The sequence below is a fragment of the Lysinibacillus boronitolerans JCM 21713 = 10a = NBRC 103108 genome (assembly GCF_000772935.1).
In the GTDB taxonomy this organism is placed as follows: domain Bacteria; phylum Bacillota; class Bacilli; order Bacillales_A; family Planococcaceae; genus Lysinibacillus; species Lysinibacillus boronitolerans.
The window spans coordinates 1-8,758 of record NZ_JPVR01000045.1; the positions used below are offsets into that span (position 1 = coordinate 1).

The 8,758-nt window shown below is 34.2% G+C and carries 10 protein-coding genes and 1 pseudogene; all 11 read right to left on the bottom strand.

The window, feature by feature from the left end; all coding sequences use genetic code 11:
- Window positions 1–487: 487 nt before the first annotated feature.
- Window positions 488–700 carry a bacteriocin immunity protein gene (locus tag CD31_RS22780; RefSeq protein ID WP_081977429.1) on the bottom strand — a complete coding sequence of 71 codons (213 nt, stop codon included), beginning with the start codon at window positions 698–700 and terminating at the stop codon, window positions 488–490.
- Between the two features lie 47 nt (window positions 701–747).
- Window positions 748–1,266, bottom strand: a complete 519-nt coding sequence (locus CD31_RS00610) for a SecY-interacting protein Syd (RefSeq protein ID WP_036074957.1) — start codon at window positions 1,264–1,266, stop codon at window positions 748–750.
- Between the two features lie 30 nt (window positions 1,267–1,296).
- Window positions 1,297–1,719 (bottom strand): hypothetical protein, encoded by a 423-nt coding sequence (locus tag CD31_RS00615; protein WP_244905117.1) that lies wholly within the window; start codon window positions 1,717–1,719, stop codon window positions 1,297–1,299.
- Window positions 1,720–1,821: 102 nt separating this feature from the next.
- Entirely contained in the window at window positions 1,822–3,057 is a 1,236-nt protein-coding gene (locus CD31_RS00620; RefSeq protein WP_036074950.1) for an IS110 family RNA-guided transposase, read from the bottom strand.
- 152 nt (window positions 3,058–3,209) lie between these two features.
- Window positions 3,210–3,991: pseudogene (locus CD31_RS00625) on the bottom strand (recombinase family protein).
- Window positions 3,992–4,139: 148 nt separating this feature from the next.
- The gene (locus CD31_RS00630; protein WP_036074952.1) at window positions 4,140–4,949 is read right to left on the bottom strand and encodes a replication initiation protein; all 810 of its coding nucleotides are present in this window, start codon (window positions 4,947–4,949) and stop codon (window positions 4,140–4,142) included.
- Window positions 4,950–5,737: 788 nt separating this feature from the next.
- Window positions 5,738–6,349 carry a pentapeptide repeat-containing protein gene (locus CD31_RS00635; RefSeq protein WP_052125283.1) on the bottom strand — a complete coding sequence of 204 codons (612 nt, stop codon included), beginning with the start codon at window positions 6,347–6,349 and terminating at the stop codon, window positions 5,738–5,740.
- 11 nt (window positions 6,350–6,360) lie between these two features.
- The gene (locus CD31_RS23680) at window positions 6,361–7,200 is read right to left on the bottom strand and encodes a hypothetical protein (protein ID WP_209420815.1); all 840 of its coding nucleotides are present in this window, start codon (window positions 7,198–7,200) and stop codon (window positions 6,361–6,363) included.
- Between the two features lie 388 nt (window positions 7,201–7,588).
- Window positions 7,589–7,861 carry a hypothetical protein gene (locus tag CD31_RS00645; RefSeq protein ID WP_140423015.1) on the bottom strand — a complete coding sequence of 91 codons (273 nt, stop codon included), beginning with the start codon at window positions 7,859–7,861 and terminating at the stop codon, window positions 7,589–7,591.
- A 112-nt stretch (window positions 7,862–7,973) separates the two neighbouring features.
- Window positions 7,974–8,273 carry a contact-dependent growth inhibition system immunity protein gene (locus CD31_RS00650; protein ID WP_036074953.1) on the bottom strand — a complete coding sequence of 100 codons (300 nt, stop codon included), beginning with the start codon at window positions 8,271–8,273 and terminating at the stop codon, window positions 7,974–7,976.
- A gap of 17 nt (window positions 8,274–8,290) precedes the next feature.
- Window positions 8,291–8,758, bottom strand: a 468-nt coding sequence (locus tag CD31_RS23435; RefSeq protein WP_342351942.1) for an RNase A-like domain-containing protein, incomplete at its 5' end; no start/stop codon positions are given.

Below are 8,758 nucleotides of genomic sequence, written 5' to 3' on the forward strand. Positions count from 1 at the left end.
TCCCTTGCCGTATATGGTTAGCCAATCCATTTTTATGGTTTTACCCCTAGCGTTGTTTGTTTAACTTCTTATATAATTTCTTTTTTGAATGTATCCCTTTTTTATTCACGTATTATATGAAATTAAAAAGGTAGAAAAGCTGTTAGAACAACGTTTCTACCTTTAACTATTTGTTTTGACAAAGTATCCTATTAGGACATGGAAGTAAGACAAAATTCATAGCTAGTCATACAACTGTATATACCTTTCATTTAAAGGTATATTGACATTCTTAACTAATTCAATTTTTAGTAGCTCTATTTTATTTGATAGAATCGAAATGAACAATGCATAATAATCTCCTGTAGTTGGATAAGAAAATAAGCCATACCCTTTAGATGAAATAATTTTGTTCACTTCCTTTATTTTTTCTGGTAAAAACTCATATTCCAATTTACCAAGTTGCTCAAGTTCATCAAGGTTCTCCTAATACGTGTTCTAAATACAATTATTTTTCTTCTTCATACGCTAAGGCAATCTCCACTACTTCTTCTGGTGATAAATCCTCTTCATTCCAAAAAATTAAGTCACTAGGGGCTGGATGAGGAACATTATCTTCTAAAATTTCTATATATTCGCTTACTTCTTCATCAGACAGCTTAGGATTACATATTTTATTTACTAGTTCAACTAATTCATTAAAAGTTAGCTTTTTATCTATAATTATTCACTCATCCTTGGTGAAATAAATTGACAATAAATAAAATGTTAGCTTTTTAATCTTAAATTTCCTATTAATTCTTGAACATTCTCAGCAATATACTCAAATGTACCTCTTTCAAAATCTTCTAATTGAATTATTCCACTATTGTTCTCAATAACCACTAACAAACCATTTCCCTCAATTCCAATAGGTACCTTTTCTAAACTATCACCGTGATTTTTTTTATATCCTTTCAAAGACTCTCGGAAGGAACTTAGGCCAGTGCTCGGTAGGACAGGTTCTAATGTAATATAGTGCTCCTTAAAAAATCCATCTAAGTCTGCAAACCAATATGAGTTAAAATAATCAACTATTGATTTATGCAAATTTATATCAAATTCATCTTCTAATCTTGTAAAATTTTGTGAAACAGCCATTTCTACAGGTTTCCATGAGATATATTCATCCTCATCAGCTTCACCTTCATAAATTATTAGATTATCATCACTACTAACTGGTGTTTTAAATAAAAAATCTAAACCTTCTGCAGCCACCTCTTTCCTCATCTGAAAGTATATCTGCATTGCTTCTTTTGTTGACAAAATTATCACCCTTTACTTATTTAAAAATTTTTCAAGTAATTTAGCATACTCACTATCATTTCCCCAAACACCTGCAGCTTTTTCGGCATTATGAATACCACCTGTTCCTGGGTGTAACTTTGAAGGCACTGCAACTGCTTGGCCACCCCCACCTACGTGATGATGGATTAATTTATCATTATATAATTCCTTCATATCATATTGAGGGAAATGTTCCCTAAATGTTTTATCATTTATAGGAGCGAAACCTAAATCAATTTTTTGTTTATTTGCTTTACTTAAACTTTCTGGATGTTTATTCATTATTTCTTTCCAATAAAAGTCTTTATCACGTAACCAACCTTCTGCATTGGTTCCTGGTTTACCCTTACCCACATATGGCATTTCTACTGTAATTCTTGGGTCAGCAGTATATTTTTTTTCTAATTTTTTCAAATCTGCATTTCTATAAGTCCTTATAGGATGATTAGCATTATCTATACCCTATGTTGTAATCTTAATATCCGCTAATAAAAAAGCAATCTATCTTAAACCTTATTAAACTACTTCTTCCTCCTTTATTATCGGCAATTCATAGGCTGTTTTGTGCTTCATCATGCCGTATATAATGTTTACAAGCCTTCTCATAATGCAAACCAATGCTTGTCCTTTTGTCTTACCTTCTTTTAGTTTCCGTTGATAGTAAGCATGGAATACTGGATTCCTTGGCAGCTTACTTCCTTTTGCCACTTGTACTTGCTGTACAGCTAAGTTGTAAAATAAAGCGTGTAGCGCCCGATTTCCCTGTTTGCTTTTTTGTTCCCTTCCTTTCCCGCCAGAGCCAAAGTAAACTGGCGCAATGCCCGCAAATCGTGCTAATTTGTTGGCATTCGGAAAACGGCGTACATCGCCTATTTCTGCAATTAAAGCTGAAGCTGTCACGAGATCTATGCCTGGCATTGTGTCTAATTGAACGTCTAGTAAACTCATTAACCCTTTTAATTCTCGTTCCACATAGCGCATTTCCTGCTTCTTAAACGAAATATCTCGCACGATGCTCTTTACTAGAAAGTCTCGTATTTCTTGGTGTTCTCTTATTGTGTTTCCATCCTCTTTCACCAACTTTAAAATTTCACTCGCTTTTTTCACCGAACATGTATTGTTGCTCACTTCTAATAAAAAAGTAGTCAACTGTTTTATACTCACATCTTCTAAACAAGATGGAGACGGGTATCGTTCCCAAAATGCCAATGCTGTTTTTCCATCTACTTCTGAAAAAAACTTTTTATAGCTTGGATAGTGGTGACTTAATTGAATATGCAGTTGGTTCTTTAAAGCACCTTGTGCCTTTACTAATGCATTTCTTCTAGTGACTAGCTGTTGTATCGACCAATATAAATCATGGGGTCTAACGTCAGGTAACTGGTCTAGTTCACTCAACAAAATTCTAGCTACACATTCAGCATCCCAACTATCGTTTTTTTGTGTGGTCATCTTGCTTTTGCGTTCACGGTATGATAGAGCTGGATTCACTTCTTTTACAATTTGTTCATGGTCTACTAAATATTGAGCTAATGCTCTTCCGTAGCCCCCAACATCTTCTAAACCAAAAATAGGTGTCAAACCATCTTCCATATATTTATAAATATCCAGTAAAAATGTTGAAAAAGCAGACGGTTTATTTTCAAACTTTATTTCGCCTAATTTCTTATGCCAACAATCAATAATCACCGCTACATGGTGATGTTTATGTAAATCCACTCCAATATATAAGTGTTTCTGTTTTTCGTGCATCATACATTCTCCTATTTATTTTTAATGAATGAAAATACCGGCAACCTTAGTTCGAGCGTTCACCAACTGGTGCGCATTGGTACGAAAGCCTATCTATTTTCACTGTTACATAAGAACTTATAAGAAAATGAGCACCTTTTTTAAGTAACCTTTCAAATTATTGCTTGGTGTTTCCCATTTGCTTGAATTTGTCCATATGTATAAATTCCCCGATAAAAGCTTTCTCTGTCTAAAATGCGCTTCACTTGTACTTTTGTAAATCGTTTCCTTTTCTCTGTTCGATAACCTTCCATGTTAAGCTGTTCTGCCAATTGAGATAGTGACCAATGCTTAAAAAAGTGTCGTAACTCAAATAGCCTACGTACAACTATTGCTTTCTCTGTATCCACTTCTAATACTTTTCGCCCTTTCTGTACTGTATAACCAAACATGACACCACCACCTGCATAGCCACCTTGTTCAGCTTTTTCTTTCTTCCCCTACTCAACTTTAATGCAATTTCGAGCCTTTGATATTGATCTAACAGCTCTAACATGCCATTCACTAAAAAATCATTTGGTTCATGTGTGTAGATGCTGTAATTTGGCTGCTCAATCGCTTTCACATCTGCGTTATATTTTTTCAACTCTCGTTGTATCAATACTTTTGCCATATCAGAGCGCCACAAACGAGATGTATTTAATACAATTACTTGGCTCACTTGATGATATTCTATATCTGCTAATAGATCTTGCAAGCCTTCTCGCTCAATTGTTAATCCATCTTCATCAACTGTCGCTCCGCTGAGTCCTCTATCTTCATATATGTGGAGCAGTTGTAGCTTATTTTTGTCACAATACCTTTCAATTTCTTCTACTTGATACGCTAAACTATATCCTTCACGTACTTGCCCTTCTGTTGAAACTCGTACATAACCAACTACTTTCTCTTTCATAATGCCCCCTCCCGTTACAGCAATTAAAGTCCCTGTAACGCTTACCCGTTTTTTGCGGATAACTTGTGTGTAACGTCTATCCGTTACAACATACTGTACGACCTTACCCAAATTTTGCACAACCCTTTATTTTACAGTCGTTTTTTCTCTAGTAGGGTCGTACACTATAAGTAACCAGTTGTTTCCATACTGCTCCTACTAACTCGTCGAAATCCACTCGATACTGGTTCGCAAGGGGCTTTTTTATTGCTCTACGTATATACTGCGTGTACATGTCTTTTCCATCTCGTAAATTAATGACTCGTTCTACTTCTTTCTTCTCCAACGCTTGCCAATCCATTATCACCGCCGCAAAGTATTGTTTATTCTGTTTTGGCGAATGTCTCTCTATATCTTTAAGCTCTATTTTTTCATCTGGTTTATAGACGACTTCAATCCTACTCAAATCATTTTCCAAATAAATACCTTTATTTCTAAATAGCTCTATTCTCTTTTCATAAATTCGACAATATCCATTCTGTTTTCTTTGATAACCTTCACCAAAATAACGTGTCGTTTCACAATGACTCATTTTCCTCCGCACATCTATTGGTATAACGACCACATTTTCTAGTTTCGTTGGTATATCGTACGCTACATCACAGCTCACAAATTCTACTTGGCTTGCCCGCTTCCCTATCATCTCTAATATTTCTCTGAAATGTGAGTAATGCTCTGGCCTTGTCTCAATCCTTAGGGTATGTAAGTGGCCTTCTGTTTCTCTAAAGTTTTTAAAATATAGATGAATGTATACATCGTCACTTTTCCGCATGTGCAGTTCATAGCTATATGTTCCACTATAAATCTTCATTTTCACTTTATATTTCTGCACTCCCACCATAAAAACACGTAAAAATGCTGAATGTGGTACATCCTTATAATCTATAACAAATTTATCTATTGAAACCTCTATTTCCATCGCATTTTCTTCCTCTTGTATAAAATTTAATACTTAGTACACTAATTAAATAATCGTAATCCGTATTTAAACATGCAAAAAAAGCACTTGTCGCCTGTTATAGACAATCAAGTGCTTTAAGTTTATAAATTTTCTAAGTTTATTAATATTCGCAAGTTTTATAAGTTAGTTTAATATTGACAGTATGACATCTTTTTTACCACATGGCAAGTGTAACGTTTAAACCCTTTAGCTTGTTTAATCTCGTGTGTTTGTTGCTTATGCCATCCATAAGTGGTCCTTGTAAGTAAAAATGTCATCTCGCCTATTCTCGCTCTTATTGCTTAATTGTTAAAATAGCACTCCTTGATGGTCTAGCCTTCATGAGTTATTAATTCAAATTCAAGGATATCTTTAACTGTACACAATTAAAAAACTATTTATATCCTTGTTTATCGCCACGAGCTTTGTTATTATCGTTTATTTAGTCACTATTCCATACAACACTATCTCCTGCATGTAAAATGTCATCTCACCTAATTCTCACACTTTTCTTCCTAGACCACTGTTTACAGAGCACTCCTTGATGGTCCAGCCTTCATGAGCTCTCAATTCTCAAACAATTATTGTTCATTGGGTCCATTCCTATCGCTTGTGATTTTTTGCCATGTTTTATTTTCTCCTTTGATTTCTTTATATGAAAAAAAAGTTTATTCCTAACTCATAGCCAAGTTGGAATAAACCTTTTGAAAGTTTATGAAGCGTAGTTGTGAATAGAATTTGCTTATCGCTTAGTGTATTCTTAAATTCTACTCAATGTTCAAACTTTTATTTTGTAACCATTTCCTAGCTTCTTCACCCATTAAAATTATTGGTTTTTCTGCAGTTCCTATATTGATACTTTTTATAAAAGCCTCTTCTATTCCACGAATGCCAGTTAATATAGTCCCGTTTAGCAATACATTTTCAAACGTTGCTAACCGTATATCGGCATTTAATAAAACTGCATTACGAAAATCCGCCTCATCAAAAAGACCAGCTACTAAATTAGCGTCTGATAAATCTGCTTTAGCAAACACGGTTTCAATACATTCACTATCAGCAAGTCTAGCAGCTTTAATATTGGCATTTGTGAAGTCTACATACGAGACATTAGATTTTCCAAAATCTGCTCCTTCTAAATTTGCAGATATAAAAGTTGATGAACATAGTAAAGATGACGAGATATCCTTGTTATTTAAATCCATGCCATCAAAGGTACAATCTGTTATATACGCTTGGTCTAGTGGATACGGGGACAAATCCACATTTCGCAAATCAATCTCATCTATACCTAGTTTTTCTCCTTGTTCACCAATAGTTTCAATCCAAAGACGGTGCGACTCTAATTGAACGATAATTTCTCTGATATCAGTATTCATACTAACCTCCCTTATGGATACCAAATAATCCTATTTGATACTCCAGCTTTCTCTATTGCCTCTTTTAATTGTTCAACATGTTCAGGAACCATGTCCCTTACATCCACAATTACATTATAATTTTTTTCAAGTTCTTTATTAATACCTTTCATCCCGTTACTTACTGTAAATGCCCCTTTCTTAGGTGATGTATGACCATTCGGATAAGAGACGAAGCTTTTAACGTCCCATTTAGTATTATTTGTTGTATCAATAAATTCTGCCCCACCATTGCCTTGTGGATCACGTATAATCTTCCCTAACTTACCTTGTTGCTCCAAATCGAGCCCTATCTCTCTTTCTTTCAAACCCTGATCCCTAATTTTACCACCATGCGATGGATCTCCTGCCAAATCATCTAATTCTTTCTGTGTTCTTCCTCCAGTATATTTACCCGTACCCTTACTACTATTACTACTCGAACTACTAGTAGACTTACCACTTGATATTCCAGTTGGTTTTGTACTTGACGCTCCTTTAACCCCTAACACTGACGTGGCTACGCCAAAACTATCTAACCAATGTTCTTTCGATAATGGGTCTTTTGGATTCACCGCACCTTGGACCATCCCCGTGAAACCAAATGTTGCATAATTGAAAAAATCAGAAGGTGAATCGAGCATCTTATCTGCTCTACCTTTGGCTCCAGACCAAATGCCATCTACTGCACCTAGAGTTAGATAATTTGCAAAATCATATGGAGAATCGAGTGCTTTATCTGCTCTTTTGTTTAGACCACTTTTGAAATCTTTGCCGATTTCTTTGAAGCTATTAAGTGACTTGACAACTGGTTTTTTGATGTCCTTTATCACCACTTTTGCAGCTGAACTCGTTTTGATGGCTAATTCCTTCGTTGTTTGTTTTACTTCCTTTACTGCTTGTTTATAGGTTTTCTTTCCCGCTAGGACAGCACTTTTTACTACTTTTTTAAATTGCTTTGCTATTTTATTTTTGCCACGAGCTTTGTCATTATCGTTTATTTAGTCACTATTCCATACAAAACTACCTCCTGCATGTAAAATGTCATCTCGCCTAATTCTCACACTTTTCTTCTTAGACCGCTGTTTACATAGTACTCCTTGATGGTCCAGCCTTCATGAATTTTCGATTCAAATATCAGATTACTTTTTAACCACAAAAAAACCTTGAAAGGCATATGAGCCAATCAAGGTTCAATTATTTTTTATACTTCATAACACTTTATTTAAATGCTTCTTCTAATATATTCTTTTCATGTTCTAACATACCACTTACTATAACGCCACAAACCATTTTATCTTTGTCTAAAGCAAATCCCACATTCTCATTTTGTACAATTGAAACAGTATCGTTTTCTGAAAATGAAATTAATACCTTATCAATCCCTATATATACATTCAATTTGCTATTTTCATCTATATACGTCTTATCGTCATATTCTTCAACTTGAAAATTAGGTATGTCTTTTATTAAGGTAATATTTTCCATATCCAATTTCAAATATTCTATTTGGTGTACATTTTCACTTAAAGTCAATGTAATAAAACGAATATTTCCTGTACCGCTGATGCAGTTCAAGTCAACCAAAGTTTTGTATTAAACACTTCTATTTTGTTTTCAAACCTTCTTTTATTTGTTCTACTAATTGAATTAACCACTGTAGCGGGGATAATTCAATTGCTGGAAAATAAATTTCTACATTATTTTGTATAATGTTTTCCTTTTCTTTTTTTGTTAATTCACTATTTAAAAATTCTTCACAATGCTTTATGGTAAACAGCAAACAATTTTTACTAGCTTCTTTTATAAACTCATCTAATGCTTGTTCAGGAGAACTGATATCTTGATGGAATGTTCCACCTAAAAAATCTTCTAACTCCTCTAAGAAATCATAACTTTCATCCATCTAAATTCCCCACTTTCTTATTTTTCTGGATATCCTGTAAGAATAAAACTACCTTCTTTATCCTTTTTCAGTACAATCCTTGCTTTTGTAACATCTTCTACTATTTCTGAGCCTTTTGATACACTTCTACCAATTATCTCTCCATCACTCTTGTATTTTAACGGTAATGTAGGATTACTATCTGGATTAGAAAGCCATTTTTCGATTTTCTTAATATTCTTCGGATCGGTTAAAACTGTATTAGCAACTTGCTCAGCTGTCGTTATATCTTTAAAAGTAGAAGAACCAGAAATTTTTGAATTACTTTTCAATCTTTCTAATAATTCTTCGTCCGTTTTCCCAACATGTCTTTCTATTAAATGTCCACCTTTTAACTCATGTTCAGACAATCCGCCACTAAGTATAGGAGAACTCTTATCTTCTAGTTTAGCATTATCTGTACCCTTATTCTCATCAGGCTTTTTATTCGAGCCATTTTGTGGTGG